The organism is Kocuria salina (assembly GCF_013368965.1).
In the GTDB taxonomy this organism is placed as follows: Bacteria; Actinomycetota; Actinomycetes; order Actinomycetales; family Micrococcaceae; genus Kocuria; species Kocuria rosea.
Map to the genome: position 1 here is coordinate 55,524 of NZ_SSSF01000001.1, position 24,628 is coordinate 80,151.

Annotated in this window: 22 protein-coding genes; 11 read left to right on the plus strand and 11 right to left on the minus strand. The window is 73.6% G+C overall.

Annotation, left to right across the window (positions count from 1 at the left end; translation table 11 throughout):
• Nucleotides 1-100: 100 nt before the first annotated feature.
• The 9 genes from E7Z53_RS00280 to E7Z53_RS00320 form a co-directional block, all read right to left on the minus strand.
• Complete coding sequence (locus E7Z53_RS00280; RefSeq protein ID WP_176336891.1) at nucleotides 101-1,423, minus strand: MFS transporter; 1,323 nt, start codon at nucleotides 1,421-1,423, stop codon at nucleotides 101-103.
• The gene (locus E7Z53_RS00285) at nucleotides 1,410-3,044 is read right to left on the minus strand and encodes an ATP-binding cassette domain-containing protein (RefSeq protein ID WP_035923245.1); all 1,635 of its coding nucleotides are present in this window, start codon (nucleotides 3,042-3,044) and stop codon (nucleotides 1,410-1,412) included. The genes E7Z53_RS00280 and E7Z53_RS00285 overlap by 14 nt, the downstream gene beginning before the upstream one ends.
• On the minus strand, nucleotides 3,037-3,879 hold the full coding sequence (locus E7Z53_RS00290) for an ABC transporter permease (RefSeq protein WP_035923248.1): 843 nt from the start codon (nucleotides 3,877-3,879) through the stop codon (nucleotides 3,037-3,039). Before E7Z53_RS00290 ends, E7Z53_RS00285 begins: the two co-directional genes overlap by 8 nt.
• A complete protein-coding gene (locus E7Z53_RS00295) occupies nucleotides 3,872-4,813 on the minus strand; it encodes an ABC transporter permease (RefSeq protein WP_109221317.1) in 942 nt (313 codons plus the stop codon). Before E7Z53_RS00295 ends, E7Z53_RS00290 begins: the two co-directional genes overlap by 8 nt.
• A gap of 43 nt (nucleotides 4,814-4,856) precedes the next feature.
• Nucleotides 4,857-6,278 (minus strand): ABC transporter substrate-binding protein, encoded by a 1,422-nt coding sequence (locus E7Z53_RS00300; RefSeq protein ID WP_241482785.1) that lies wholly within the window; start codon nucleotides 6,276-6,278, stop codon nucleotides 4,857-4,859.
• 346 nt (nucleotides 6,279-6,624) lie between these two features.
• The gene (locus E7Z53_RS00305; RefSeq protein ID WP_035923254.1) at nucleotides 6,625-7,383 is read right to left on the minus strand and encodes an alpha/beta fold hydrolase; all 759 of its coding nucleotides are present in this window, start codon (nucleotides 7,381-7,383) and stop codon (nucleotides 6,625-6,627) included.
• 57 nt (nucleotides 7,384-7,440) lie between these two features.
• A complete protein-coding gene (locus E7Z53_RS00310) occupies nucleotides 7,441-8,664 on the minus strand; it encodes an aminotransferase-like domain-containing protein (RefSeq protein ID WP_052132653.1) in 1,224 nt (407 codons plus the stop codon).
• Nucleotides 8,661-9,728: an agmatinase gene (speB, locus tag E7Z53_RS00315; protein WP_176336892.1), complete on the minus strand. Its 1,068-nt coding sequence runs from the start codon at nucleotides 9,726-9,728 to the stop codon at nucleotides 8,661-8,663. The genes E7Z53_RS00310 and speB overlap by 4 nt, the downstream gene beginning before the upstream one ends.
• A gap of 82 nt (nucleotides 9,729-9,810) precedes the next feature.
• Nucleotides 9,811-10,377: a helix-turn-helix domain-containing protein gene (locus tag E7Z53_RS00320; protein WP_176336893.1), complete on the minus strand. Its 567-nt coding sequence runs from the start codon at nucleotides 10,375-10,377 to the stop codon at nucleotides 9,811-9,813.
• 179 nt (nucleotides 10,378-10,556) lie between these two features.
• Between E7Z53_RS00320 and E7Z53_RS00325 the strand changes: the two genes are divergently transcribed.
• From E7Z53_RS00325 to E7Z53_RS00345, 5 genes are all read left to right on the plus strand, one after another.
• Nucleotides 10,557-12,017 carry a sodium:solute symporter gene (locus E7Z53_RS00325; RefSeq protein WP_115163497.1) on the plus strand — a complete coding sequence of 487 codons (1,461 nt, stop codon included), beginning with the start codon at nucleotides 10,557-10,559 and terminating at the stop codon, nucleotides 12,015-12,017.
• Complete coding sequence (locus tag E7Z53_RS00330) at nucleotides 12,014-13,510, plus strand: purine-cytosine permease family protein (protein ID WP_115163496.1); 1,497 nt, start codon at nucleotides 12,014-12,016, stop codon at nucleotides 13,508-13,510. The genes E7Z53_RS00325 and E7Z53_RS00330 overlap by 4 nt, the downstream gene beginning before the upstream one ends.
• Nucleotides 13,497-14,153 (plus strand): cyclase family protein, encoded by a 657-nt coding sequence (locus E7Z53_RS00335; protein WP_176336894.1) that lies wholly within the window; start codon nucleotides 13,497-13,499, stop codon nucleotides 14,151-14,153. The genes E7Z53_RS00330 and E7Z53_RS00335 overlap by 14 nt, the downstream gene beginning before the upstream one ends.
• A 104-nt stretch (nucleotides 14,154-14,257) precedes the next feature.
• A complete protein-coding gene (locus E7Z53_RS00340; protein ID WP_176336895.1) occupies nucleotides 14,258-15,679 on the plus strand; it encodes an NAD-dependent succinate-semialdehyde dehydrogenase in 1,422 nt (473 codons plus the stop codon).
• Nucleotides 15,680-15,763: 84 nt separating this feature from the next.
• Nucleotides 15,764-17,347, plus strand: a complete 1,584-nt coding sequence (locus E7Z53_RS00345) for a thiamine pyrophosphate-binding protein (protein WP_017834806.1) — start codon at nucleotides 15,764-15,766, stop codon at nucleotides 17,345-17,347.
• A 112-nt stretch (nucleotides 17,348-17,459) separates the two neighbouring features.
• On the opposite strand, the gene E7Z53_RS00350 is transcribed toward E7Z53_RS00345, so the two are convergent.
• The gene (locus E7Z53_RS00350; RefSeq protein WP_167508921.1) at nucleotides 17,460-18,443 is read right to left on the minus strand and encodes a cation diffusion facilitator family transporter; all 984 of its coding nucleotides are present in this window, start codon (nucleotides 18,441-18,443) and stop codon (nucleotides 17,460-17,462) included.
• Nucleotides 18,443-18,922: a substrate-binding periplasmic protein gene (locus E7Z53_RS00355; RefSeq protein WP_095651213.1), complete on the minus strand. Its 480-nt coding sequence runs from the start codon at nucleotides 18,920-18,922 to the stop codon at nucleotides 18,443-18,445. Before E7Z53_RS00355 ends, E7Z53_RS00350 begins: the two co-directional genes overlap by 1 nt.
• A 272-nt stretch (nucleotides 18,923-19,194) precedes the next feature.
• Here E7Z53_RS00355 and urtA point away from each other — a divergent pair, with 272 nt between their 5' ends.
• The 6 genes from urtA to E7Z53_RS00385 all read left to right on the plus strand — a co-directional run bounded on the left by urtA (nucleotide 19,195) and on the right by E7Z53_RS00385 (nucleotide 24,598).
• Nucleotides 19,195-20,451 carry an urea ABC transporter substrate-binding protein gene (urtA, locus tag E7Z53_RS00360; RefSeq protein WP_095651214.1) on the plus strand — a complete coding sequence of 419 codons (1,257 nt, stop codon included), beginning with the start codon at nucleotides 19,195-19,197 and terminating at the stop codon, nucleotides 20,449-20,451.
• 60 nt (nucleotides 20,452-20,511) lie between these two features.
• On the plus strand, nucleotides 20,512-21,396 hold the full coding sequence (gene urtB, locus E7Z53_RS00365; RefSeq protein ID WP_095651215.1) for an urea ABC transporter permease subunit UrtB: 885 nt from the start codon (nucleotides 20,512-20,514) through the stop codon (nucleotides 21,394-21,396).
• Nucleotides 21,393-22,586 carry an urea ABC transporter permease subunit UrtC gene (urtC, locus tag E7Z53_RS00370; RefSeq protein WP_197722655.1) on the plus strand — a complete coding sequence of 398 codons (1,194 nt, stop codon included), beginning with the start codon at nucleotides 21,393-21,395 and terminating at the stop codon, nucleotides 22,584-22,586. The genes urtB and urtC overlap by 4 nt, the downstream gene beginning before the upstream one ends.
• Entirely contained in the window at nucleotides 22,583-23,461 is an 879-nt protein-coding gene (gene urtD / locus E7Z53_RS00375; protein WP_144835800.1) for an urea ABC transporter ATP-binding protein UrtD, read from the plus strand. The genes urtC and urtD overlap by 4 nt, the downstream gene beginning before the upstream one ends.
• Nucleotides 23,461-24,153, plus strand: coding sequence for an ATP-binding cassette domain-containing protein (locus E7Z53_RS00380; protein ID WP_176336896.1), 693 nt, complete (start codon nucleotides 23,461-23,463; stop codon nucleotides 24,151-24,153). The genes urtD and E7Z53_RS00380 overlap by 1 nt, the downstream gene beginning before the upstream one ends.
• 142 nt (nucleotides 24,154-24,295) lie before the next feature.
• Entirely contained in the window at nucleotides 24,296-24,598 is a 303-nt protein-coding gene (locus E7Z53_RS00385; RefSeq protein ID WP_017834798.1) for an urease subunit gamma, read from the plus strand.
• Nucleotides 24,599-24,628: the final 30 nt, after the last annotated feature.

Here is a 24,628-nt window from a genome sequence, read left to right on the forward strand (position 1 = left end):
GCGACCGGACGGAACCGGTGGGGCGCCGGTGCGCGAGGGTTCCGCCGCCGTTGCGGAACCCCGTCCCCTGCCGAGGAGCAGGCCCCGCGGCCGCCGGTCGTCAGCGGGTTCGCCGAGCCGGTGCCGTGGTGGAGGGCGCGTCGGCGGGCCCGGCGGTGCCGTGGCCGCGGAGCACGGTCGGCAGGCCCGCGGCGGCCAGGAGCGCGAGCACGACCAGAGGCGCCCAGGGGGTGCCGGGCCACCAGTGGTGCCGGTCGGTGAGATCGAGCAGCTGCCCGAGCACGGCGTTGCCGGCCAGCACGGTGATGCCGCCGCAGGTGGCGGCCAGCCCGTAGTAGGCGCCCCGCCCCGAGGTGGGTCCGTGCGCCGGGACGAACGACGGGATCAGGGACAGGATCGTGGGGGTCAGGAGCATGTGGCCCAGGATCAGGACGGCGACGGCGCCCATCAGCGGCGCCATCGAGCCGGAGGCGGTCCCGGGGTGCATCGAGGTCGCGGCGACCAGGGTGAACGCGCCGGCTTCGAGCACGAAGCCGACCGCCAGGGCGGCGCCGGGGCCCATGCGCAGACCGGCGGCGGAGACCGGCAGCTGCAGCAGCAGGGTCAGGACCGAGGCGAGCAGGAACAGCGCGCCGAGCCAGGCACCGTCGAGGCCTCGCCGGCCCAGCTCGACGGGCACGGCGAAGTAGAGCTGGTGGTAGGCCAGCATCTTCATCCCGGCCAGTGCGCAGAACGTCACGAAGCGCCGATCCCGCAGGCAGGCCCACCGGGGGCCGGCCGCGGAGGGCGCCGCGGCGGGCAACGCGGCGTCTCGGTCCGGCTGATGGTGGGCCGGTTCGGCCGGGAGCAGGTACCAGAGCAGGACCGTCACCGCGGTGAACACCCCGATCCCCAGGAACAGGGCCGCGTCGAATCCCCAGCCCAGGAGGAACGACCCCAGCACCGGGCCCAGGACGGCGCCGATCTCTCCGGTGATCGCCAGCCACACGAACACCGACCGCCGGCGGCCGGTCTGGCGGCCCGGGCCCTCCGTCCCCGCCGGCTGGTCGGCGTGGGAGAGCCGGGACTCCAGGGCGGGTGAGAACAGGGCGCCCCCGGCACCGGTGAGCACCGCGCCCAGGAGGAACAGGGCGACGTCGGACGCCGCCGCCAGCGTGGCGTAGCCGACGATGCGCACCAGGCAGCCGGTGAGGACGGCCCGGCGGGCACCCCACCGGTCGGCCAGCATGCCGCCGATGAGGAACATGCCCTGTTGACTAAAGGTCCGGGCTCCCAGCACCAGTCCGATGGCCGCGGCGCCCAGGCCGTACTCGGTGCCCATGGCTCCGGCCAGGAAGGGCACCACGGCGTAGAAGCCGAGGTTGAACACCAGCTGCGCGCCCAGCAGGGTGCGCGTCTCGGCCCGGTGGTCACGGAAGGGCATCGAGCTGCTCCTCGGACAGGCGGTGGGTGTCCAGGATCGCGCACACCTGGGGCAGTGCCGCCGCCACCAGCTGCCTGCTGTGCTCGTGGCGCGGTCGGGCGAAGAGCTCGGAGGTCTCCGCGAGCTCGACCAGGCGGCCCTGGAAGAGCACCGCGACCCGGTGGCTCATGTAGCGGACGACGCTCAGGTCGTGGGAGATCATCACCAGCGACAGGCGCCGGTCCCGGTGCAGGCGCAGCAGCAGGTCCAGAACGGTGCGCTGGGTCACCGCGTCCAGGGCCGAGGTGGCCTCGTCGCAGATGAGCACCGCCGGTTCCAGCAGCAGTGCTCTGGCGATGGTGAGCCGCTGCAGCTGGCCTCCGGAGCACTGGCCGGGACGCCTGTCCAGCAGCTCCGGCTCCAGTCCCACCTCCCGCACCACTTCGTGGATGCTCGCACGCCGTTGCTCCGGCGTTCCGTTCCGGTGCCGCAGGAGGGGGGCCTCGAGGCTGGTGCCCAGCGGCATGCGGGGATCGAAGGAGTCGTGCGGGTCCTGGAAGACGAGCTGCACGTGCGAGGCCGCCGCGCCGGAGCCGGCGCGGTCGGCGCCCGGGGTGCTGGTGACCCGTCCGCTGTCCGGTGCCTCGAGTCCGACGATCAACCGGGCGAGCGTGCTCTTGCCGGAGCCAGACTGGCCCAGCACCCCGAGGATCTCGCCCTCCCGCAGGTCGAGGGACACCCGGTCCACCGCGGGACGGGCCTCCCGCCGCCTCGGCCCGAAGCGCTTGGTGAGGTCGTCCAGCACCACGAGGGGGCGCGCCCCGCCGGTGGCGGGCGGAGTCCCGGTGGGGGTGAGGGCGGATGCCTCCAGGAGGGCCTTCGTGCACGTGCTGCGCGGATCGTTGAGCACGGTGCCGGCCGGCCCGGACTCCTGCACGCGCCCGGCGTCCAGCACCACGACCCGGTCGGCGTAGGCGGACACGGTGGCCAGGTTGTGGGTGATGTAGAGGACCCCCAGCCCTCGGTCGCGCCGTTCGCGGTCGATCAGCTCCAGGATCTGCCGCTCGAGCACCGTGTCCAGGGCTGACGTCGGCTCGTCGGCCAGCAGCAGTCCGGGGCGGCCGGCCAGGGCCAGGGCCACCATGGCCCGTTGGGCCATGCCGCCCGAGAGCTGGTGGGGACGTGCCCGGGCGCACCACCGAGGGTCCTCGAACCCCACTTCGGCCAGCAGTTCCAGCGTCCGTGCACGAGCCTGCGTGCCGCGGAGGCCGGCATGGAGCGTCAGCGGTTCCCGCAGGTGCTCGCCGACGGTCCGGCGGGGGTTGAACATGCGCTGGGGCTGCTGGTAGAGCATGCCGATCCGGCCGCCGCGCACACGGTTCAGCTCCGCTTCGCCGGCCCGGGCGAGGTCGGTGTCACCCAGCCGGATCGTCCCGGCGTCCCGGTGCACCTGCGGGGGCAGCAGGCCCAGGACGGACATGGCCGTCAGGGTCTTGCCCGACCCGGAGGCGCCCACCAGCGCCACGAACTCCCCCGGAGCCACGGTGAGGTCGACGCCGGACAGGAGGGGGCGGCCAGCGGCGCCGTCCGCGCCCGGCCGGTGGCTGAGGTGCAGGCCCTCGACGACGAGGCGCTCAGACATCGTGTTCCGTCCGCGACGATGCCGGCAGCAGCATGCGGGTGCTGCTCATGTGCGCCAGCCGTTGGCCGATCAGGGTCACGCACAGCGCAACGGTGAAGACCACCAGGCCCGGGGCGAGGACCGTCACCGGCGCCCGGACGGCGTACGGCTGGGCCGCGGCCAGCATCGCCCCCCAGTCCGACTGCGGCGGCTGCACCCCCAGCCCCAGGTAGGACAGGGCGCCGACGGTGATCAGGAACTGGCCGAACCGCAGGGCGGCCTGCCCGAGCAGGGGCCCGGACAGGTGCGGCAGGATGTGCCGGAGGACGACGAAGGACGGCGAGCACCCCAGGACACGCGCGGCCTCGACGAAGCCGCGGGCCGAGACGTCGTAGGCCAGAGCCCGGGCCAGCCGCGCGAAGGGCGTCCAGCCGGTCACGGTCAGGGCCAGGAGCAGGGACAGGGGGCCGGGGCCCAGCACGGCGACCAGGAACAGGGCCACCACCATCTCCGGCAGCGCCAGCAGGACGTCGTTGGTCCGGGTGAGCAGCTCGTCCACCCACCCCCGGCGGCGGGCGCTCAGCACCCCGATCCCCGTGCCGATCACAGCGGTCAGCACGGTGGCCACGGCGGCGGTCACCAGGGAGAACCGGCCGCCGTCGAGCAGCCGGCTCAGGGTGTCCCGGCCCAGGTGGTCCGTCCCCAGCCAGTGCGCCGGGCTGGGCGGGGCGAGCCGTGCCGTGAGGTCCTGGGCTGCCGGCGGGTACGGTGCGATCCAGGGCGAGAACACCACGGACAGCACGATCAGGGCCAGGAGCGCCGCCGCCGCCCGGACCAGGACGGGCCGGTCACGCATGACGCCCCCTGATCCGGGGGTTGAGGATGCCGTGCACCAGGTCCGCCGCGGTCGTCAGGACGACCGCCAGTCCCACGACCACCACCACGCCGCCCTGAGCGAGGGGGATGTCGCTGTTGCGGACCGCGTCGAACAGCAGCCTCCCCATGCCCGGGATCGCGAAGACGACCTCCACGATGACGGACCCGCCCAGCAGACCGGCGAACCACACGGCCACCAGAGTGGTGAGGGGCAGCAGGCCGTTGGGGAGCACGTGGCTCCGCACGGCCTGTGCGTGGCTGAGCCCCCGGGCCCGGGCGGCGACGACGTGCTCGGCGCCCAGCGCCTCGAGCATCCCCTCGCGCACCGCCGAGGTGAAGTAGCTGATGGGGCGCAGGGCCAGGACCGCCACCGGCAGGACCGCGGACGCGGGGCCCTCCCACCCGGCGGAAGGCAGCAGGGACAGCTGCAGCGCGAAGACCAGCACGAGCATCGGGGCCAGCCAGTACTCCGGCATCGCGATGAAGGCCTGGGTGACCGTGGTGATCACCCGGTCGGCCGGGCGCCCCTCCTGCAGGGCGGCCACGGTCCCCAGCACCACGGACACCGCTGCCGCTACGCCGAGGGTCACGACCACCAGGCTCAGGGTGATCCACAGGGCGGGCAGCACCTGCTCGATCACCGGTGTCCGGCTGGCGTAGGACAGGCCCAGGTCACCCCGGGCGAGCCGGCCGAGCCACCCCAGGTACTGCACCGCGAGGGGGTCCTGGAGTCCCAGCTCGAGCGCCAGCCCCTGGGCGGCGGCGTCGTCGACCACCTCCCCCGCCACCCGCGACCGGATGATCTTGCGCACCGGGTCCCCGGGGGTGACGTAGGGGATGAGGAAGACCACGAAGGACGCCAGCAGGACGGTGATCCCCAGGGTCGCCGTCCTCCTGGCGAGGAACGCCGTCATCGACGCCCCCGCGCTCGCGGGGCTCTGCGGCTGCCGGTCGTGCTCACGAGCCGGACTTCGTCGTCTCCGCGCGCAGCACGTACCGGGACAGCGGGTCCTGGACGTAGTTCTGCAGGTCGGTGCGGACCGCGTCGATGGCCTGCTCGTTGACGAGCCAGACGTTCACGGCTTCGTCCTCGAGGATCTGTCCTGCCTGGGCGTAGAGCTCGTAGCGCTGCTCGGCGTCGGCGGTCCCGGCGGCCCGGGCGATGAGCGCGTCGTAGTCCTCGTCGCAGAAGTGGCTGAGGTTGTAGCTGCCCTCGCACGTGTAGTCGGCGGTGAGGAACCCGATAGGGTCGGCGATGTCGATCAGGCGGTTGCGCTGGCTGAGCACCATGTCGTAGTCCCCGGACAGCAGGTCCGGCTCCACCGCGGCGTACTCCTTGGTCGTGATGGTGACGGGGACGCCGACGCTCTCCAGGTTCTCCTGGATGACGGTGGCCACGTCGGCGAACTCCGCCCGCTCCACGATCGCGATGATCTCCAGCGGGCGCTCGGCGGTGTAGCCGGCGCTGGCCAGGAGCTCCTTCGCCGCCGCCACGTCCTGCTGCGGCGTCTCGGCCTCCTCGCCCGCCCAGGGCTCGGACGAGGCGAAGGGCCCGGTGCTCGGCAGGGCCGCGCCCTCGTAGACGCTGCCGGCCAGGGCGTCCAGATCCAGTGCGGAGCGGACGGCCCTGCGGAAGTCGACGTCGTCGAACGGCGCCCTGCCGTTGTTCATGTACAGCGTCGCGGTCCGCGGGGACTCGGCCTTGAGGACCTCGACGCCGGGATCGGCCTCCAGTGCGGACAGGTTGGCGACGGGGATGGACAGGGAGACGTCGGCCTCGCCGGTCTGCACCTGCGTCGCCCGCGTCGCCCCGTCCGTGATGAACCGGACCTCGGCCCCGGCGAGCTGCACCGGTCCGCCCCAGTAGTCCTCGTTCCGGTCCAGGGTCAGTGACTGCTTGGGCTGCTCCGAGACCGGGGTGAACGGCCCGGTGCAGTGCCCGAACGGGTCCACCGTCCCGCCCTCGAAGGCGGCGGGGGCCAGCACGCCGGTGTTGACACTGGCCAGCCGGTAGGGAACCAGGGGGCTCTCCTCCGGAGTGGTGACCCGCACCGTGCGCTCGTCGACGGCCTCGACGCCGCTGACGACGGCCGGGCTGAAGGCCCGGGCCGGGACCTCCGCGTCCAGGACGTCCTGCAGCGAGGTCACCACCGCTTCGGCGGTGAGCTGGGTGCCGTCCTGGAACTGCACGCCGTCCCGCAGGGTGAAGTCCCACTCCGTGGGGGAGACCTGGTCCCACTCCGTGGCCAGGGCCGGGACGATCTCCCCCTGGGTCTCGTCGTAGCGGGTCAGGGTCTCCAGGCACCCGGACAGGGACAGGATGTAGGCGGCGTCGCTCTCGAGGGCCCAGTCGGCCACCGGTGCACGGAAGTTGTCCACCACGATCCGCTGGCCGGTATCCGCCGCCTGCTCGCTCCCTCCGTCCCCACCGCTGAAGCCGCATCCCGACAACGTGAGAACGGCGACGGCACCCGTCGATGCCGCTACCCGGAAAACTGCGCGCACAGAACCACCTCAGGTCGACGTCCCTGGACAGAGCGCCCGCCGAGGACATGTGAATGATCGGGGAATCCCCCGGAGGAGAGGTTAGGCTACCCTCAGTCTGCGGTCCACTCGGCGGACCGGGATCGTCATGAACGGGGCCGGATCCGGCGTCCGCCGCGGGGGTGCCGGCGCTCCGTCGGGGCTGTCCTCCCGACGGCGGCGCCCCGTCGGGCCCGTTCCGTCAGGATCCCGGCCGGCGCCGTCTCGGGGCGAAGGTGGCCGGCTTGTCGGCGGCGTGGAAGTCGGTGATCAGGCGCGCGCACAGCTGCGGCTTCTCGACCAGCACGCCGTGGGAGGCGTGCGGGACCACGGCCAGCTCCCCGCCGGGCAGGGCGCGGTACGCGGCCACGGCGTGCTCGAGCCGCACCTCGTCGTCGTCGCCGACGAGCACCAGGACGGGGAGGTCGAGGCCCGCCAGGTCCGCGTCCGTGAAGACCGGCCCCTCCTCGTGCATCCGCCGAAGCTTCGCCGCGACCTCGCCGTAGTGCTCGCGCCCGTCGGGGGAGACCTCCGCGTAGGCGTCGACCATGAAGGCCGGCACCTCCGCCTCGCCCGCCAGGACGCCGGGCTCCCACCCGTCGCGGTGGTGCACCCCCGCCGCGAGCACCAGGTCCCGGACCAGGTCGGGACGGCGCAGCGCCACGGTCAGGGCGACGACGGCGCCGTCGCTGTACCCCAGCAGGTGCACCGGGGCACCGGCCTGATCCTCGAGGAAGGCGATCGTGTCCTCGGCCATCGCCGCGTAGGAGAGCGGGCCCTCCCGGTCGGGGGTGCGGCCGTGCGCGCGCTGATCGGGGGTGATCACCCGGTACCGGCCGGCCAGTTCCGCGACCAGCGGGTCCAGGGCCCGGGAGTCCGTGCCCCCGGGGTGCAGCAGGACGAACTCCGGCCCGCTCCCCCGGGCGCGGGACCACAGTCCCCCGGCCCGCTCCTCGCTCATGCGGTCAGTATCGCCCCTCCCGGGGACACCGCACCAGCTCCGGGGCGGCGCCGCAGGTCAGTCGCGCAGCATCTCCCCCACCCGCCGGACCCCTTCGGTGATGTCCTCCGGCGAGGCCGCGGAGTAGGCGAGGCGCAGGCTCGTGGAGGCGCGCCCGTCCGCGTAGCAGGCGCCGCCGGGCACCAGCACCACGCCGTGCCCGATGGCCCGGCCCAGGAGGTCCCCGTGGTCGAGGGCCGGGTCCAGGTCCAGCCACGTGAAGAAGCCGCCGGCGGGACGCGTCCAGCGCACCCCCTCGGGCATGAACCGCTCGAGGGCGGTCATCATGGCGGCGCAGCGCGCGCGGTACAGGTCCACCGCTCGGTCCAGGGCGGGCCGCCAGTGCTCGCTGGCCACGTACTCGGCGGCGAGCTCCTGGCCGAGCACGGACGGGTGGATGGTCACGGCCTCGGCCGCGATCTGCAGCCGGGCCCGCACCGCCGGCGCCGCCGCGATCCAGCCGACCCGCAGCCCGGGCGAGAAGATCTTGGAGAAGCTGCCCAGGTGGATCACGGTGCCCGGGTCCAGCGAGTACAGGGACGGGAGCCGGTGGGCGCGGTCGAAGCCGAGCAGCGCGTACGGGTCGTCCTCGAGGATGAGCACCCCGCGGTCGGCGCAGACCTCCACGAGCCGCCGGCGCCGCTCCTCGGTGAGGGTCACCCCGGTGGGGTTGTGGAAGTTCGGGATGGTGTAGACGAACTTCACGCTCCGGCCGGCGGCCCGCAGCCCGTCGATCCGCCCGGCGACCGCCTCGGGGTCCAGTCCGTCGTCGTCGACGTCCACGTGGGCGACCTCGACCTCGTAGCTGCCGAACACGCCGAGGGCCCCCACGTAGGTGGGGCCCTCGGCCACGACCACGTCCCCCGGGTCGCAGAACAGCTTGGTCACGAGGTCGAGACCCGCCTGGGACCCGGCGGTGATCTGGATCGTGTCCGGCGTGGTCTCCGCGCCCTGCAGGCGCATGAGCTCCACGACCAGCCCGGGCAGGCGCCCGATCCCGGCCCCGGAGCCGTACTGGAGCACCTCGGGGCCGCGCTCGGCGAGGATCCGCGCCGACATCGCGGCCACCACGTCGTGCGGGAGCACGCTCATGTCCGGGTTGCCGCCGGCCAGGGAGATGATCCCGGGGCGCATCGCGATCTCGAACACGGCCCGGACCGGGGAGGGGCGGAACTCCTCGGAGCGGTGGGCGAACAGCGAGGTGTGGTCGGGCCGGGGGGCCACGGCCGCGCCCCCGGTCACCGGCCCTCCCCCGCCGGGGCCTGCGCCGGGACGGCGTCCCCGTAGACGTGCCCGGCCAGCCCGTAGGCGGGTCCGCCCGGCGCCGCGCCGGGTCCCAGCGCGAGGAGGCTGATGAGCTCGTAGGCCACGTGGGCGGCCGCCACCCCGGTGATCTCGGCGTGGTCGTAGGCCGGGGCGACCTCGACGACGTCGCAGCCGACCACGTTCGTCCCGCGCAGCCCGCGCAGGATCTCGAGCACCTCCCGGCTGGTCATGCCGCCGGCCTCGGGGGTCCCGGTGCCGGGGGCGTGGGCCGGGTCCAGCACGTCGATGTCCAGCGAGACGTAGAGCGGGCGGTCGCCGACGCGCTCGCGCAGGTGCGCGACGACGGCGTCCACCCCCAGCCGCATGACGTCGGCGGAGGAGACGATGCCGAAGCCGAAGCGGGCGTCGTCGTCGAGGTCCTCGGTGCCGTAGAGCGGCCCGCGGGTGCCGACGTGGCACACGGCGTCCGTGTCGAGCAGGCCCTCCTCGAACGCCCGGCGGAAGGGGGTGCCGTGGGTGTACTCGGCGCCGAAGTAGGTGTCCCAGGTGTCCAGGTGGGCGTCGAAGTGCAGCAGCGCGACCTCGCCGTGGCGCGCGTGGGCGGCGCGCAGCAGCGGCAGGGCGATGGTGTGGTCGCCGCCGATCGCCACGAGCCGGGTGTCCTCGCCCATGAGCTCCTTGGCCTGGGCCTCGATGGAGGCGATCGCCTCGGCGATGTCGAAGGGGTTGGCCACGATGTCCCCGGCGTCGGCGACCTGCGCCCCGGCGAACGGCGAGACGTTCTGCGCGGGGTTGTAGGGGCGCAGCAGGCGCGAGGACTCCCGGACGTGGTTGGCCCCGAACCGGGCGCCGGGCCGGTAGGAGACGCCGGCGTCGAACGGCACGCCCACCACCGCGATGTCCGTGTGCTCGACCTCGTCCGTGCGCGGCAGGCGGGCGAACGTGCCCAGGCCGGCCCAGCGCGGGGTCAGGGCGGCGTTGACGGGTCCGACGACGGGGGTGCCGTCCGGGGTGGTGCCGGTGATGCGCTCGGGGTTCATGGTGTGCGGTCCTCTCGGTGGATGCTGACACGGGTGCTGACAGGCGTGCTGGCGAGGGTGGCGGACGGGCCGGGCGGGGGGCTCACGAGCCGAGGATCCACAGCAGCACGGCGTCCTCGGTGCCGGGGTTCTCCCAGGTGTGCGGTTCGGAGCCGGGGAAGGTGACGGTGTCCCCGGCCGCCAGGTCGAAGGTGCTGTCCGGGACGTGGAGCCGGAAGCGGCCGCTGATCAGGTGCAGCACCTCGGTCTCGCAGTCCATGCTGTACATCGCGTCCTCGCCCCGGCCCCCGGCGGCCACGCGGGCCCGGATGACCTGGACCTGGCGCTGGGCCGACGGCGTGACGAGCTGCTCCTCGATGCCCTCGCCGCCGAGGTCGATGTGCGGGGCGTCCTCGAGCCGGACCAGCTCCACGTCGGCGGGCCCGGCGAAGAGCGCGCCCACGTCGATCCGCAGCACCTGGCACATCCGCACCAGGGAGTCCACGGACGGGGAGGTGATGTCCCGCTCCACCCGGCTGACGAAGCCCTTGGTGAGGCCCGCGGCGGAGGCGAGCTGGTCGATGGTCATGTGGCTGCGCCGCCGGTGGTTGCGCAGCCGCGACCCCACGGCGGCGGTGTGCCCGGAGCTCTCGATGGGCAGTGCTTTCACGACGACGACGCCTCCTCCCGGACGGTTTTACCCGCCCGTCACGACCCGGACCCGTTCCCAAAACATGATCTGCATCATACTATGTGGGACAACTTTTGTTTCTTGTAGAGCAACCCCGTTCCGGGGAGGCTCCCGATCGACCCCGTGGGCGCCCGCGCCCCGAGGAAGCAGCGACACCCATGAACGTGCTGATCATCGTGCTGTACCTGGTCGCCATGGTGGCGGTCGGGCTCTGGGCCAGCCGCCGGGCCCACGACGCCGAGGACTACCGGGTGGCCGGCCGCCGCCTGGGCCCCGGCTTCTACACCGGGACGATGGCCGCGGTGGTCCTCGGCGGCGCGTCCACCGTGGGCGGGGTGGGCCTCGGCTACACCTACGGCATCTCCGGGATGTGGCTGGTGGTGGCGATCGCCACCGGCCTGGCCGCGCTGAGCCTGTTCTTCGCCGGCCGCATCCAGTCCCTCAAGGTGTTCACCGTCTCCCAGATGCTGCAGCTGCGCTACGGCGAGCGCGGCGGGGCCAAGGCGTCCTCGTTCGTGATGCTGGCCTACACCGTGATGCTCTCGGTGACCTCCACCTCCGCGTACGCCGCGATCTTCTCGGTCCTCTTCCCGCTCGACCGGTCGTGGGCGATCCTGCTCGGCGGCGTGGTGGTCGTGGCCTACTCCGTGCTCGGCGGGATGTGGTCGATCACGCTCACCGACATGATGCAGTTCGTGTTCATGACGGTCGGCATCTTCCTGGTGCTGCTGCCGTTCTCCCTCTCCGCGGCGGGCGGCTGGACCGGGCTCGAGGACCGGCTGGACGCCACGTTCTTCACCTGGGACGGCATGGGCACGCAGGCGATCGTCACCCAGTTCGTGGTCTACGGCTTCGGCATGCTGATCGGCCAGGACATCTGGCAGCGCGTCTTCACCGCCCGCTCCCCGCAGGTCGCCCGCTGGGGCGGGCTCGCCTCCGCGGCCTACGTGGCGCTCTACGGCGTGGCCGGGGCCGTCATCGGGATGACGGCCGCCGCCGTGGCCCCGGACCTCTCCTCCCCGGACGACGCGTTCGCCACGATGGCGCAGCAGTACGTCCCGGCCGGGCTCGGCGGGGTCGTGCTCGCGGCCGGGGTCGCCGCCATGATGTCCACGGCCTCGGGCGCGCTCATCGCCGCGGCCACGGTGGCCCGCGTCGACGTCGTGCCGACCCTGAGGTCCCTGCTCACCCGGCACGCGGCCCCCGCCCCGGAGGGCACCGCCGAGGCGCTGCGCGGGGACCGGCTCTACGTGCTCGTCTTCGGCGTGGTGATCACGGTGATCTCGATCTTCGTCTCGGACACCGTCACCGCCCTGACCATCGCCTACGACATCCTGGTGGGCGGCCTGCTCGTCGCCATCCTCGGCGGGCTCCTGTGGCGGCGGGGGACGAGCCTCGGCGCGGCCCTGTCCATGCTCGTCGGGTCCGTGGTGACCGTGGCGTCCATGGCGGTCTTCGGCGTGCTGGCCAACGCCCCCATCTACCTGGGACTGGCGAGCTCCGCGCTGGTCTACGTGGTGGTCTCGCTGCTGTCCCGCCCCACGCACGCCGGGGTGCTGCGGCAGTGGAACGAGCGCCTCGCGGGCTCCGGCGCCGACCGCGCGGAGGCCCGCCCGTGAGCGCCTGGTCCCGGCTCTCGGACCACCTGGACGAGAACTCCGAGGGCTACGGCCCGCTGCGCGGCACGCTGGGCGCGGGCCGGATCGGGATGATCTGGCTCGCGGCGAACCTGGTGGTGACCACCCTGCTGACGGGGACGCTGTTCGTGCCCGGGGTGTCCTGGCCCACGGCCCTGGCCATGATCGTCCTGGGCACGCTGATCGGCGGGGCGGTGCTGGTGCTCGTGGGGAACATGGGCACCCGCACCGGTCTCGCCACCATGTCCCTGACCAAGGGCTCCTTCGGCCTGCGCGGGTCCTTCCTGCCGGTGGCCGCGAACGTGGTCATCCTCATGGGCTGGAGCTGGGTGCAGGCGATGCTCGCCGGCGTCACCGTGAACTTCCTCGTGGCGCAGGCGACCGGCTACTCGAACCCGGTGCTGTTCTCGGTGCTCTGCCAGGCGCTGGTCGTGGCGCTGGCCGTCCTCGGCCACGAGGGCATCGCCCGGGTGGAGCCGTGGCTGGCTGTGGTGATCCTGGGCATCATGGCCTGGGTCTTCACGGTGGCGTTCACGTCCTACCCGGTGGCCGACTTCGCCGCCCTGCCCGTGGACCCCGGGGCGGGCTGGTCCCCCATCGCGGTCCTCGACGTCGTCATCGCCACGGCCATCTCCTGGACCGTGCTCTCCGCGGAGTTCAACCGGCTCGCCCGCCGGCAGTCCGCGGGCATGATCGGCTCCGGCGCGGGGTACGTCCTGTCCACGGTCGCGGCCATGAGCCTCGGGGCCACCGCCGTCGCCTACGTGGTGCTCGACGGCGGGGAGGCGGTCGGGTTCGACCCGACGGTGCTCGTCGCCGCCTTCGGCGCGCCCCTGGCGGTGGTGGTCTTCCTGTCGGTGATGGCCACCAACACCATGGTCGTCTACGGCATGGTCTCCTCGGTGGTGAACCTCACGCCCTCGCGGAGGCTGCGGTTCCTGCCCACGGCGCTCGTGCTGGGGGCCGTGTCGGTCCTCGGGTCCACCCGGCTGGGCCTGCTGGACCAGTTCACCGAGTTCCTGGTGCTGATCGGCTCGCTGTTCATCCCCGTCTTCGCGATCATGCTGGTGGACTACTACGTGGTCCAGCGCGGCGCCTACGCGGCGGACATCCTGCGCGGGCGCGGCGGCCGGTACTGGTACCGGGGCGGGGTCAACCCCGCCGCCGTGGCGGTGTGGGTCCTCGGTGCGGTCTGCTCGCTGGTGCTCACCTACGTGCTGCCGAGCCCCGTGGGCGCGACCATTCCCACGTTCGTCCTCTCCGCGGCGCTCTACCTGCTCTGGGCCCTGGCGGCGAAGCGGATCGTGCCGGGCCGGCCGGTCCAGCGCCACCTCGCCGAGGCGGGGAGGAACGGGACGGACGGGGCCGGGGCGCGGGACGGGGCCGCCGCGCCCGAGCGGACCGGCGGACCCTGCACGGTCGGCGCTGTCGGCGCGGCCGGCAGGCCGGAGGAGGCCGCCGATGCGCCTCGTTGACCTGAGCCACCCCGTGGAGGCCGGCATGCAGGTCTTCCCGGGGGACCCGGCCGTGGACTCCCGGCTCGCGGCGTCCGTCCCGCGGGACGGCTTCCAGGTGGCCGAGCTGCACCTGGGCACGCACAGCGGCACGCACGTGGACGCCCCGCTGCACACCGTGGACGGCGGCTCGCCCGTGGACGAGCTCGACCTCGCCCGCCTGGTGGGACCGGCGCGCATCGTGCACGTGCCGGACCTCCGGGGGCACGAGGTGATCCGCTGGGCGCACGTCCGCGCGCAGCTGGAGGACGTGCGGGCCGGCACGATCGTGCTGTTCCGCACCGACTGCTCCCGGCACTTCGGCACCCCGCGCTACCTGGCGCACCCGGTGCTGGACGTGGAGATCGCCGAGCGCCTGCTGTCCGCGGGCGTGCACGTGCTCGGCACGGACACCCTCAACCCGGACCGCACCCCGGACGCCGGCGCGTCCGGCCCACCCGAGCTGCCGGTGCACGCGGCGGTCCTCGGGGCGGGCGGGGCGATCGTCGAGAACCTGACGAACCTGCACGCCGTCGACTGGCGGGACCCGCTGGTGAGCGTCCTGCCGCTGCGGCTGCGCGGACTGGACGGCTCCCCGGTGCGGGCGGTGGCGATGCAGCCGTGAGCCCCGCGCCGCCGCTGCCCGGTCCCCGCCCCGGGACCACGACGCCACCGACGCCGACGCCGACGCCGACGACGACACCCGATCATTCCCGAGGAGACCCCGCCATGACCGCTGACGCCCGATCCACCGCCCTGTCCTCCTACCGATCCGTCAACCCGGCGACCGGCCGGGTCCTGGCCGAGCACCCGACCGCCACCGACGCCCAGGTGCAGGAGGCCCTGGCCGGCGCCGACGCCGCGTTCCGCGCCTGGCGGACCCTGCCGATCGAGGAGCGGGCGGCCGTCGCGGCCCGCGTCGGGACGCTGTTCACCGAACGGGTCGAGGAGCTGGCCGCCGTCATCACCGAGGAAATGGGCAAGCCGCTCGCCGAGGCCCGGGACGAGGTCGCGTTCTGCGCCGAGATCTTCGCGTACTTCGCCGAGCAGGGCCCGGCCCTGGCCGCGGACCAGCCCATCACGGCCTCCGGCGGCGGCCGGGCGGTGGTCCAGAAGCGTCCTGTGGGGGTGCTGCTGGGGATCATGCCGTGGAACTACCCCTACTACCAGGTGGCCCGCTTCGCCGCCCCCAACCTGGTGCTGGGCAACACGATCCTGCTCAAGCACGCCGAGTCCTGCCCCCGGGCGGCCCTGGCCCTCCAGCAGCTGATGGACGACGCCGGGGTGCCGGCCGGCGCCTACGCCAACGTCTTCGCGAGCCACGACCAGGTCGCGGACATCATCGCCGACCCGCGGGTCCAGGGGGTGTCCCTGACCGGCTCCGAGCGGGCCGGGGCGAAGGTCGCCGAGATCGCCGGGCGGAACCTGAAGAAGGTCGTCCTCGAGCTCGGCGGCTCCGACCCCTACGTCGTGCTCGACACCGACGACGTGCGCGAGTCCGCCCGGACGGCCTTCGCCACCCGGATGGGCAACACGGGCCAGGCGTGCAACTCCAACAAGCGGATGATCGTCATGGCGGACCTCTACGACGAGTTCGTGGCCGAGCTGACCCGCCAGGCCGAGGCGCTGACCCCGGGCGACCCGGCCGAGGCCGCCCCCGGGACCTTCGCCCCCCTGTCCTCCCGGGCCGCGGCCGAGGGACTGGCCCGTCAGATCCGGGCCGCCGTGGACGCCGGCGCCACCCTGCACGCCGGCGGGCGGCTGCTCGAGGGCCCGGGCGCGTACCTGGAGCCCACCGTGCTCACCGGGATCACCCCGGACATGGCCGCCCACCACGAGGAGCTCTTCGGCCCCGTGGCCGTGGTCTACCGGGTGGCCGACGACGCGGAGGCGCTCGCCCTGGCCAACGACACCCCCTACGGCCTGGGCGGGGCGGTCTTCAGCACGGACCCCGACCGGGCGCGCCGACTCGCCGAGGGCCTGGACGCGGGCATGGCCGCCGTCAACGCCGCCGAGGCCGAGGGCGCCGAGATGCCCTTCGGCGGGGTCAAGCGTTCCGGCTACGGCCGGGAGCTGGGCCCGCTGGGCATGGACGAGTTCGTCAACAAGCGCCTGCTCTACGTCAAGGACCGGACTGCCGGGGAGGGCTGAGCGCCCGCCGCACGGCCCGATCCGCCCGGCCCGATCTGCTCCACCTGCCCCACACCACCCGCCCCACCCCTTGGAGGACCGCTCATGACCGCCCGCAGGACCACCGCCCGTGCCGTGCTGGAGACCCTCCGGGGCTACGGCGTCGACACCGTCTTCGGCATCCCCGGGACCCACTCGCTCGAGTTCTACCGCCCGTTGCGCGAGCTGGGCATCCGGGCGGTCACCACCCGCCACGAGCAGGGCGCCGCGTACGGCGCCGACGGGTGGAGCCAGGTCTCCGGGCTGCCGGGCGTCGTCATCACCACGTCCGGGCCGGGCCTGCTCAACTCGCTGTCCGGGGCGGCCACGGCCTACGCCGAGTCCCGCCCGATGATCATCCTGTCCCCCGGCCGTCCGGTGGGCCACGACTTCCGGGACATCGGCTCGCTGCACGAGACGAAGAACCCGTCCGCGGCCGTGGACGCGATCGTCGGCCGCAGCCGCCGGGTCACCAGCGGGGCCGAGGCCGTGACCATGGTCCACGACGCCTTCCGGGACTTCGCCCACTCCCGCCCCCGGCCGGTGCACATCGAGATCCCGCTGGACGTCCTGGAGGCGGAGCTCGACTACACCGACCGGCAGGTGGCCCCGCGCCGGCTCGGCGCCCCGCAGCCGGCGCCGGTCGACGACGTGCGCCGCGCCGCCGAGGTGCTGCGGGACGCCGAGCACCCTGTCATCCTCGCGGGCGGCGGCTCGCTGGCCGCCGGCGCGCGGCTGCTCGAGCTCGCCGAGCTGCTCGAGGCGCCGGTCATCACCACGACCAACGGCAAGGGCGCGATCCCCGAGCGGCACCGCCTCTCGCTGGGCGCCGACCTGCGCCTGTCCACCGCACACGAGTTCCTGCGCTCCGCCGACGCCCTGCTGGTGATCGGCTCGAAGGTGGGCGAGGCCGAGCTGTGGGGCGGGGACATCACGCCGCGGGGCCCGGTCGTGCGCGTGGACATCATGCGGGACCAGATGCTGTGCAACCTGGACCCGGACATCGAGCTGCCCGGCCACTCCGCGGCCGTGGTCCCGCAGCTCCTCGAGGCGATCGGCCCGCTCGCCCCGCGCCCCCCGCGCGACCTCACCGAGGTCTTCGCCCGGCTCGACGACGAGGGCCGCCGCACCGCGCCCGAGCTCGCGGCGCTCAACGAGACGATCATGGCGGTGGTGCCCGAGGACACGATCATCGGCGGCGACTCCTCCCAGGTCACCTACCTGGGCTCCACCACGTTCTTCCGCGCCCAGCTCCCGCACTCCCTGCTCTACATGGGGACCTACGCGACCCTGGGCTACGGCCTGCCCGCCTCGATCGGGGCGAAGCTCGCCGCCCCGCACCGGCCCGTGCTGTGCCTCGTGGGCGACGGCGCCCTGATGTTCTCGATCCAGGAGCTGATGACCGCCGTGGAGCTCGGCGTGGACCTGCCGATCGTGTGCGTGGACAACGGCGGCTACGGCGAGATCCGGCAGAACATGACCGACCGGGACATCGACCCGCTCGCCGTGGACCTGCGGCAGCCGGACTGGCCCGCGCTCGCGGAGGCCTTCGGCGCGGCCGGGTTCGAGGCCACCATGGAGAACCTGGCCGAGAAGGTCGTCGAGGCGCTCGCGGTCGAGGGGCCGAGCCTGGTGCACCTGAAGATCTGACCCCGCCGAGGGGTCCGGTTCCACCCACATCCCTGCCGAGGGGTCGCCTCCTGTCGGAACACAGCCCGGACGGCCTCGGGACGAGACCCCTCGCGCAGGGGCAGGGATCGGGTCAGCGCGGGACCTGGTCCTCCGGCAGCTCCGTCACGGGGGCGAGCACCACGTCCTCGATCTTCCAGTCCAGGTCCGCGCAGCGCTTCCGGGCGGCCGCGAGCTGCTCGAGCGTCGGGACGACCCCTTCGGCCGGGACCACGAAGGCCTCCACGTGGAAGACGTGGCCCTCGTCGCGGACCCGGACGCCCACGTCCTGCACCCAGGGCTGCTGGCGCAGCACGGTCTCCATCTCCTGGAGGAGAGGGTGCGGCGCGGCGTCGTCGTAGGTGGTCGGGCGGGAGTCCACGAGGTCGGCGACGGCCCCCTTGAGGTTCGTGGCCCCGTCCTTGAGGATCGACGTGGAGACCACGAGCGCCGCGACCGCGTCCGCCCACCACAGGCCCATCCCGATGCCCAGCACACCGACCGAGGTGGCCAGGCCGGTCATCCAGTCCGCCTTGTTCATGTCGGCGTCGGCGTAGAGCACCTTGTCGTGGAGCTCCTCCGCGAGCTTCATCTTCATCCGGCCCAGGATCACGGGCGGGATGCTGGTGAGCGTCATCGCCGCCACCATCAGCCACCCGGACCACACCGGCGTGCCGAACAGGTTCGTGACCCCGATCGGGGGCCGCTCGCCCCGCAGGAGCCCGGAGCCGGAGTCGACCACGAGGAACGCGCCCATCGCCAGGAGCGCGACCGCCGCCACGAGGTGGCCCACGCCCACGGAGCGGTGGTAGCCGTAGGGGTGGCGCGGCGTGGGGCGCCGGCCGGCGACGCGGACCGCCACGAGGAAGGCGAGGGGCGGCAGGAACGAGAGCGAGTCCTCGATCCAGGCGACCTTCATGGCCTGGGACTGCCCGGCCACGAGCGCCACGACGGCCACGGTCACGGCGAGCACCCCGAGGGTGATCTTCTCCAGGCGCACCGCACGCGCCAGGGTGCGCGCCTGCGCGCCGGTGAGCTCGGTGGACCCGAACCGGGCCTTCGCCCCGGACTGCGACATCACCCCTCCTCCCGTTCCACCAGGAACGTCTCGAGCTCGGTGAGGAAGCCGTTCTCCCCCAGCCGGGTGGCGAGCACGATCTTCTCGGTGCGGCCGTCCCCCGTCTCGATCTCCGTGTGCGGGCGGGTCAGCGCGGCGTGCTTCTCCCAGGGGGACGTCTCGGTGAGGCCCGCGACGACGACGTCGAGGTCGCCGCCCTCGAGCGAGCGGATCAGGTGGCTCTCGGCGCCGGGGGTCCAGACGACCTCGGCGTCGATCCGCTCGGCGAACTCCTCGACCAGCTCGACCTCCACCCCCGAGGGACGGCCGCTGTCGGCGACCTCCGTCCAGGGCGGGCTCTCCGAGACCCCGGCCCGCAGCTCACCGCCGCGCACCCGGTCGAGGGTTCCCTCCGGGTCCTTCGGGAACCCGGAGCCGCACCCCGTGACCAGGGCCGCGGTCAGCACCGCCACCGCGAGCGGGCGCACCGAGGGGGACATCGCCGCACGACCTTTCCGCAGCACCGGGGCGGTCCCGGCGGACCGCGCTCTCCATCTGTCCTGAGCATACGGAGTTCCCTCGGACGGCGCCGCTGCGGGACCGGTCGACACACGCCCGAAACCGGGCGCCGCGTCCGACATCGCCGGGAAACCTCTGCGCCGCACCCCGGAAATCCCGGCTGGCTAGCGTCGCTCCCATCCCGGCGGACCGGGTCCTGCCCGCAGGACCGCCGCCCGGCACCCAGCGACTCCTCCCCGGAAAGCAGGACGGCATGACGGTCCCCGCACGGCGCGCTCTGATCCCGGCCCTCGTGGCCGCCACGCTCCTCACGGGGTGCGGCGCGAAGTACGACCCGCGGCCGAGCGCAGAGGCGGCCCAGGCACCCTCGAGCTCGTGCGTGGACACCTCCGGGGACAGCGTGAAGGTGGGGCTGCTCAACTCCCTCTCGGGCACGATGGCCGTGAGCGAGACGACCGTCAACCGTTCCCTGAACCTCGCGATCGAGGAGATCAACGCCGACGGCGGGGTGCTCGGCAAGGAGCTCGACCCCGTCACCGAGGACGGCGCGAGCGAGCCGACGGTGTTCGCGGAGAAGGCCGCCAAGCTGATCCGGCAGGACTGCGTGGCCGCGGTGTTCGGCGGCTGGACCTCCGCGAGCCGCAAGGCCATGCTCCCGGTCTTCGAGGCCCAGGACTCGCTGCTGTTCTACCCGGTGCAGTACGAGGGGCTCGAGGCCTCCCCCAACATCTTCTACACCGGGGCCACCACCAACCAGCAGATCGTCCCGGCCCTCGACCACCTGCGGGAGCAGGGGCACCGGCGGATCTTCCTGGTGGGCAGCGACTACGTCTTCCCCCGCACGGCGAACCGGATCATCAACGCCTACGCCGCGGCCCACGGCATGGAGGTGGTGGGCGAGGAGTACGTGCCGATGGGCTCGACCGAGTTCTCGACCATCGTCAACAAGCTCCTGGCCTCGGACGCCGACGCGGTGTTCAACACCCTCAACGGCGACTCCAACGTGGCGTTCTTCCGCCAGTACACCTCCGTGGGCCTCGAAGCCGGTGAGGTGCCCGTGGTGTCCGTGTCGGTCGCGGAGGAGGAGGTCCCCGGGATCGGCGTGGAGAACGTCGCCGGCCAGCTGACCTCCTGGAACTACTACCAGACCGTCGACACCCCCGAGAACGAGCGGTTCGTGCGGGCGTTCCAGGACCGGTACGGCGGCGGGCGGGTCACGAGCGACCCCATGGAGGCCGCCTACACGTCCGTGCACCTGTGGCGGGCGATGGTCGAGAAGGCCGGGTCCTTCGACGTCGACGCCGTGCGCGAGGCCGCCGACGGGACCGTGGTCGAGGCCCCCGAGGGCACCGTCGAGGTGGACGGGGAGACCCAGCACGTCACCAAGACCCCGCGCATCGGCCGGATCCGCGAGGACGGGCTGATCGAGACGGTCGAGGAGGCCGCCGAGCCCGTGGCCCCCGACCCGTTCCTGACCGGCTACGACTGGGCCGACGGCGTCTCCGGCTGAGCCGCCCCGCCGCCGCCGGCACCGCCCCCGACGCCCCGCAGACCGAGAGAAGAGCCGTCCATGGAAGTCATCGTCAGCCAGTTGTCCGCCGGGCTCAGCCTCGGCTCCATCCTCCTCCTCGCGGCCGTGGGGCTGTCCCTGACCTTCGGGCAGATGGGCGTCATCAACATGGCCCACGGCGAGTTCATCATGGCCGGCGCGTACACCGCGTTCACGGTCCAGCAGGTGCTCGGCCACGCCGGGGTCTCCCTGCTGCTGTCGATCCCGATCGCGTTCCTCGTGGGCGGGGCCCTCGGCCTGCTGGTCGAGGGGCTGCTGCTGCGGCGGATGTACCACCGGCCGCTGGACACGCTGCTCGTCACCTTCGGGGTGTCCCTGGTCCTCCAGCAGGTGGCCCGGGACGTCTTCGGCGCCCCCAGCGTGGACGTGCGGCTGCCCGAGCTGCTGCAGGGCCCCGTGGAGGTCCTGGGCGTCCCGGTCCCGGCGTCCCGCGTGTTCCTGCTGGCCCTGGCCGTCATTGTGGTCGCCGCCCTCGCGCTCGTGCTCCACCGCACCTCCCTGGGCCGCCGGATCCGCGCCGTGGTGATCAGCCGCGACCTCGCCGAGGTCAGCGGGATCTCCTCCCGGCGCACCGACCAGCTGACTTTCTTCATCGGCTCCGGGCTCGCCGGCGTGGCCGGGGTGGCGCTGACCCTCGTGGGCTCCACGAGCCCCACCCTCGGCACCACGTACATCGTGGACGCCTTCCTCGTGGTCGTCGCCGGCGGCATCGGCCAGATCCGCGGGGCGGTGCTCGCCGCGGCGGGCCTGGGCGTGCTCCAGGCCTTCGTCGAGTACTCCACGACCGCCTCGATCGCCAAGGTCCTGGTGCTGGTCGCCGTGGTCGCCTTCCTGCAGCTGCGCCCCCAGGGGATCTTCAGCGTCCGAACGAGAGGTCTGGCATGAGCACCACCAGCGCACCCCGTCCCGCCGCCGCGTGGCGCGACCGGCTCACCGGGCCCCGGGGAGCCGCCGCCGGGCTGGCCCTCGGCGCGCTCCTGCTGCTCGTCCTGGCCCCCCTGACCCTCGGCGGGTTCGGCCTGGGCCTGCTCGGCAAGTACCTGTGCATCGCCATGGTGGCCGTGGGCATCGGCCTGGCCTGGGGTCGCGGCGGGATGCTCACCATGGGCCAGGGCCTGTTCTTCGGCCTCGGCGCCTACATCATGGCCATGCACCTGCAGCTCGCGGACACCCGGCTGCTGGGCGAGCAGGTCCCCGAGTTCATGCGGCAGAACGGCGTCACCGAGCTGCCCGCCGTGTGGGCCGTGTTCGCCCACCCGGTGGCCGCCGTGCTCGGCGTGGTCCTGGTGCCGGCGGCGGTGGCCGCGGCCCTGGGCCTGGCGATCTTCACCCGGCGGGTCAAGGGCGCCTACTTCGCGATCCTGTCCCAGGCCCTCGCCGCGGCCTTCGCGGTCTGGCTGATCGGGCAGCCCGTCCTCACCAACGGCTCCAACGGGCTGAGCAGCTTCCGCTCCCTGTTCGGCTACGACCTCGCCGACCCGCGCAACCAGCTGCTCCTCTACCTCGTCACCGCGGCGCTGCTCCTGGCCATGGTGGCCCTCACCTGGCAGCTCCACCGCAGCCGGTGGGGCGAGCTGCTCGTGGCGGTGCGGGACCAGGAGGAGCGCGTGCGCTTCCTCGGCCGAGATCCTGCCCTCGTGAAGACCGCCGCCTACGTCCTGGCCGCGGTGATGGCCGGGATCGGCGGGGCGCTGTTCGTCCCGGTGGTGGGGATCGTCTCCCCCGCCGACGTCGGGGTGATCCCGTCCATCGCGTTCCTCATCGGCGTGGCCGTCGGCGGCCGCGCGACCCTGCTCGGGCCCGTGCTCGGCTCGATCGCCGTGTCCTTCGCCGAGACGTCCCTGGCCTCCGCGTTCCCGTCCTTCTGGGTGTACCTCCAGGGCCTGCTCTTCGTGCTGGTGGTCGGGTTCCTGCCCGGCGGCATCGCCTCGCTGCCCGGTGTGCTCCGGCGTCGTCGCCGCACCCCCGCGACCGCCCCCGGCGACGGCGACGGCCACGGCTCCGGAGGGGCCACCACCCCCGACGACCCCGTCCCCACCCCGGCAGCGGCCCTGGCCGCGGAGGAGGCCCGATGAACGCCGCCGCACGCCCCGAGATGCTGTCCGCGCGCCGCCCCGAGTGGAGGAGCTCCCTGCTGGGCCGCACCCCGCCGCAGCCCGGCGGGCTGCGCACCGGCCGCCCCTCCTACCTGGAGATCACGGACCTCACCGTGTCCTTCGGGAGCTTCACGGCCGTGGACGGCGTGGACCTCGTGGTCAACCAGGGCGACCTGCGCTTCCTCATCGGCCCCAACGGCGCCGGGAAGACCACCCTCATCGACGCCGTGACCGGGCTCGTCCCGGCGCGCGGGTCGATCGACCACGACGGCCACCAGCTGGTGGGCCGCAGGACGCACCGGATCACCCGGCTGGGCGTGGGCCGCACCTTCCAGACCGCGAGCGTCTTCGAGCAGCTCACGGTCCTGCAGAACCTCGACATCGCCGCGGAGGCCGGCCGCCCACCCCTGTCCCTGCTCGCCGCCCGGCGGTCCGTGTCCCGGGAGGTGGAGGAGGCCCTCGAGATCATCAACCTCTCCGCCCTGCGGGACGTCCCGGCCGGGGTGCTGGCCCACGGGCAGAAGCAGTGGCTCGAGATCGGGATGCTGCTCGTGCAGAAGGCGCAGGTGCTGCTGCTCGACGAGCCCGTGGCCGGGATGAGCCACGAAGAACGGGAGCAGACCGGTGAGCTGCTGCGCCGGATCGGCGGCGACCGGATCACGATCGTGGTGGAGCACGACATGGAGTTCCTGCGCCGCTACGCCACCTCCGTCACCGTGATGGCCGACGGCCGGGTGATCAGCGAGGGCTCCGTGGCCCACGTGCAGGCCGACCCGCGGGTCCAGGAGATCTACCTGGGCACCGCGGCCACCGCCGCCGCCACCGCGGCCGACCCCCGGGAAGGGGACTCCTGATGCTCGAGCTCCAGGACGTGCACACCGGCTACGGCCGCACCGAGGTGGTCCACGGCGTGGACCTCACCGTCGGCGGGGACGCCGTGGTCGCCCTCCTCGGCCACAACGGGGCGGGCAAGACCACGCTGCTGCGGGCGGTCGTGGGCCTCAACAGGGTGACCTCCGGCCGGATCCTGCTCGACGGCGAGGACATCACCGGGCTCAGCGGGCACGCCCGGGTCCGCCGCGGCATGGCCTACGTCCCGCAGGGCCAGCGCTCCTTCGGCGGGCTCAGCGTCCGGGAGAACCTCCAGGTGGTGGCCGACGGCCGGCGGAACGGGCGGGCCGCCGTCGACCGGTCCCTGGCGATGTTCCCGGCGCTCGAGGGGCTGCTCGAGCGCCGGGCCGGGCTGCTCTCGGGCGGGCAGCGCCAGCAGCTGGCGATCGCCCGCGCCCTGATCACCGAGCCGTCCCTGCTGATCCTCGACGAGCCCACCGAGGGCATCCAGCCGTCCGTGGTCCAGGAGATCGAGCAGAAGATCCTGCAGCTGGCCGCCGGCACCGGGATCCGGGTGCTGCTGGTGGAGCAGCGGATCGGCTTCGCCCTGGGCTCGGCCACGGACTGGTACGTCCTGGACTCCGGGCGGGTCAGCGCCTCCGGCCGCGCCGGGGAGCTGGCCGAGGAGCACGCCCGGGCGGCGCTCGCCCTCTGAGCCGGCGCGGGCGCACGTGCCGGGGCGCCGGCCCGTGCGCCCGCGCCCCGGCACGTGCCGGAAACACCCGGTGAACCTCGCCGAAACACGGAGCCCCTACGGTGACGACTGTCCCTGAGCACCCGCCGTCCCGAGGAGAGCCGTGCACCTGACACCCCGTGAGCAGGAGAAGCTGCTGGTCGTCGTGGCCGGCGACCTCGCCCGGCGGCGCCGGGACCGGGGGCTGCGGCTCAACCACCCGGAGGCGGTCGCCCTGATCACCGCCGAGCTGCTGGAGGGCGCCCGGGACGGCCGGACCGTGGCCGAGCTCATGTCCTGGGGCTCCACGATCCTGGCCCGGGCGGACGTCATGGAGGGCGTGCCGGAGATGGTCCACTCCGTCCAGGTCGAGGCGACCTTCCCGGACGGCACCAAGCTCGTCACCGTCCACGACCCCATCCGCTGACCCGCCCGCCCCCGGCACCGAAGGAGCGCC

Bases quoted from the DNA above. Each gene is read 5' to 3' on its own strand.
- E7Z53_RS00290 (WP_035923248.1), bottom strand. From the start codon at position 3,879: ATGCGTGACCGGCCCGTCCTGGTCCGGGCGGCGGCGGCGCTCCTGGCC.
- E7Z53_RS00295 (WP_109221317.1), bottom strand. From the start codon at position 4,813: ATGACGGCGTTCCTCGCCAGGAGGACGGCGACCCTGGGGATCACCGTC.
- E7Z53_RS00325 (WP_115163497.1), top strand. From the start codon at position 10,557: ATGAACGTGCTGATCATCGTGCTGTACCTGGTCGCCATGGTGGCGGTC.
- E7Z53_RS00355 (WP_095651213.1), bottom strand. From the start codon at position 18,922: ATGTCCCCCTCGGTGCGCCCGCTCGCGGTGGCGGTGCTGACCGCGGCC.
- E7Z53_RS00335 (WP_176336894.1), top strand. From the start codon at position 13,497: ATGCGCCTCGTTGACCTGAGCCACCCCGTGGAGGCCGGCATGCAGGTC.
- E7Z53_RS00340 (WP_176336895.1), top strand. From the start codon at position 14,258: ATGACCGCTGACGCCCGATCCACCGCCCTGTCCTCCTACCGATCCGTC.
- urtD (WP_144835800.1), top strand. From the start codon at position 22,583: ATGAACGCCGCCGCACGCCCCGAGATGCTGTCCGCGCGCCGCCCCGAG.
- speB (WP_176336892.1), bottom strand. From the start codon at position 9,728: ATGAACCCCGAGCGCATCACCGGCACCACCCCGGACGGCACCCCCGTC.
- E7Z53_RS00345 (WP_017834806.1), top strand. From the start codon at position 15,764: ATGACCGCCCGCAGGACCACCGCCCGTGCCGTGCTGGAGACCCTCCGG.
- urtA (WP_095651214.1), top strand. From the start codon at position 19,195: ATGACGGTCCCCGCACGGCGCGCTCTGATCCCGGCCCTCGTGGCCGCC.
- E7Z53_RS00280 (WP_176336891.1), bottom strand. From the start codon at position 1,423: ATGCCCTTCCGTGACCACCGGGCCGAGACGCGCACCCTGCTGGGCGCG.
- urtB (WP_095651215.1), top strand. From the start codon at position 20,512: ATGGAAGTCATCGTCAGCCAGTTGTCCGCCGGGCTCAGCCTCGGCTCC.
- E7Z53_RS00285 (WP_035923245.1), bottom strand. From the start codon at position 3,044: ATGTCTGAGCGCCTCGTCGTCGAGGGCCTGCACCTCAGCCACCGGCCG.
- E7Z53_RS00350 (WP_167508921.1), bottom strand. From the start codon at position 18,443: ATGTCGCAGTCCGGGGCGAAGGCCCGGTTCGGGTCCACCGAGCTCACC.
- E7Z53_RS00380 (WP_176336896.1), top strand. From the start codon at position 23,461: ATGCTCGAGCTCCAGGACGTGCACACCGGCTACGGCCGCACCGAGGTG.
- urtC (WP_197722655.1), top strand. From the start codon at position 21,393: ATGAGCACCACCAGCGCACCCCGTCCCGCCGCCGCGTGGCGCGACCGG.
- E7Z53_RS00305 (WP_035923254.1), bottom strand. From the start codon at position 7,383: ATGAGCGAGGAGCGGGCCGGGGGACTGTGGTCCCGCGCCCGGGGGAGC.